The sequence below is a fragment of the Desulfobulbaceae bacterium genome (genome assembly GCA_015231515.1).
Lineage (GTDB): Bacteria > Desulfobacterota > Desulfobulbia > Desulfobulbales > VMSU01 > JADGBM01.
Genome location: JADGBM010000220.1, coordinates 1 through 2,232, shown reverse-complemented (window position 1 = coordinate 2,232; position 2,232 = coordinate 1). Strand labels below are relative to the sequence as shown.

Genomic DNA, 2,232 nt, shown 5'->3' with positions numbered 1-2,232 from the left:
CCGCCTTCTTTGACCGGATGCATGTCTACCTTCCCGGCTGGGAAATTCCGAAGATGCGCCCGGAGTTCCTGACCAACCAGTACGGTTTTATCGTGGACTATCTTGCCGAGTTCCTGCGTGAGATGCGGAAGAGGAATTTCTCCGATGCCATCGATACCTGGTTTAAGCTCGGCAACAACCTGAACCAGCGGGATGTGATCGGGGTGAGAAGGACGGTTTCCGGGTTGCTGAAGCTGCTCTACCCTCACGGGGATTATGACAAGACCGCTGTCGAAAAATGTCTGAAATATGCGCTGCAAACCCGGCGCAGGGTCAAGGAGCAATTAAAAAAAATCGGCGGCATGGAGTTCTATGATGTCCACTTTTCCTACATCGACAATGAAACGATGGAAGAAAAATTTGTCAGCGTTAAGGAGCAGGGCGGTGATAAGCTGATACCTGACGGCCCGCAAAACCCTGGAACGCTGCACACGGTCGCCCTGGGGGCAAGTGGTTTACTCGGGTTGTACCGTTTGGAGATACAAGTTACCCCGGGGAATGGCAAGCTCTCAATTTCCGGGGTCGGCACAAGCGCGAGGACCAAGGAAAAAATCAAAATCGCCTACGATTACTTTAAAGCCAATATGGGCAGGGTGAGCGCATCCACAAAGGCTGGAAGCCATGATTTCCATCTCCACATTGTCGAACTGCACAACTCCGGCCCGGCGGAAGTCATAACTCTGCCGAGCTTTGTGGCGTTATGCTCCGGCCTCTTAGGTAAACCTGTTCAAAGCCAGATTGTTGTTCTTGGCGATATGAGCCTGGGCGGCAGCGTGGTTCCCGTTGAAAACCTGGCCGCAACCCTGCAGGTCGCTTTTGACTCAGGCGCCAAGCGGATCCTCATCCCCATGAGCAGCGTGAGCGACATCCCAAGTATTCCGGGGGAGCTGTTCGCCAAGTTCCAGACCAGCTTCTACGCCGATCCGGTTGATGCTGTCTTTAAAGCGTTGGGAGTGGGATAGAAAAGGTATAGGTAACCTGGCAAATCATTCCGATGTAACAGTGCTTGACATGCTACCTTGTAGCATTATAAACTGGTCTGCAGGTCATTAAAAAAAATCAGGAACTGGCACTATAACTTTAATTCCAAATACCCAAGAACATTACAGATACGATGTACACACCAATCAATCCCGACACTTTGTGGATCCCCCGGCAGTGACAAATTCCATCCTGATAGTCGATGACGATCTTGTTGGGCGCACGCTTCTAAAAGGGGCCTTGGATGAATATGAGACCGCCCTGGCTGAAGATGGTTTTACTGCTTTAAAGACTATAAGCGCTTCCCATCCCGATCTAATCTTACTCGATGTCAATATGCCTGGGATGGACGGCTTTGAGGTCTGCAAAAAACTCAAAGAGTCGCCGGCAACAGCAGAAATTCCAATCATATTCATAACAGGATTAAGCCAAACCACTGATATCAGTAGGGCTTTTCGGGAAGGTGCTGTCGATTTCATCACAAAACCATTTGAAATTAGCGAAGTTCAGGCACGTATTAAAACCCATTTGACATTAAAAAACTGAAGTTTCCCATTTTTTCGGCAGTTAAAATGTCGGGAAGCACAAAATTGATTGAAGTTTTGAGAGGAACCAACTTCCCGGGTGCCTTGAATGATAAAAAATTTTTGTCCGTTGTAAGTAGTTGAAATCATTAGATAAAATTTTAACGATTTTTTGCAGGCCAACCTATAATATGTAATGAAAACAGTAAGTTATTAATGAAAACGAGGCTCGATTATGGTATATTGTAGTTGTATAAAAACAAGAAACCAAAAAAGGAGCCTCGCATGCACACATTACACTCATTGTTCAATGAACTCAAAGAAGAATTTTCACATTCGCAAAAAGGCGCAGAGCGGGGGCCGTGGTTTGTCTACACAATGCTTGCTGTCATTCTGCCTTTTACATCTTCGAGGACGTCAAACCTTCTCCGAGCGATTACGGTCTTGTTTGGATTTGATGTCAAGAAGAAGCGTTATTATACCTTCATGGCCTCAACCAAGATTCCTTGGCGCAGGCTTTGGCACAGAGTGTGGAAGATGATTCCTGAACCTGAAAACAATGGTAAGCTTCTTGTTGTGCTTGATGATTTCATCAATCCCAAAACCGGTAAAAATATTTTTGGCTGTGCCAATGTGTTTGACCACGCAGCCAAGCAAAATCAGTCAAAGTATCCTTGGGCACAAAATA

The 2,232-nt window shown here is 46.5% G+C and carries 3 protein-coding genes; all 3 read left to right on the top strand.

The window, feature by feature from the left end; genetic code table 11:
* A partial coding sequence (locus HQK80_16515) for an ATP-dependent Lon protease (protein ID MBF0223794.1) occupies positions 1-1,001 on the top strand: 1,001 nt, incomplete at its 5' end.
* Positions 1,002-1,197: 196 nt separating this feature from the next.
* Complete coding sequence (locus HQK80_16510) at positions 1,198-1,566, top strand: response regulator (protein MBF0223793.1); 369 nt, start codon at positions 1,198-1,200, stop codon at positions 1,564-1,566.
* A gap of 263 nt (positions 1,567-1,829) precedes the next feature.
* Positions 1,830-2,232: hypothetical protein (locus HQK80_16505; GenBank protein MBF0223792.1), on the top strand; the 403-nt coding region annotated here is incomplete at its 3' end.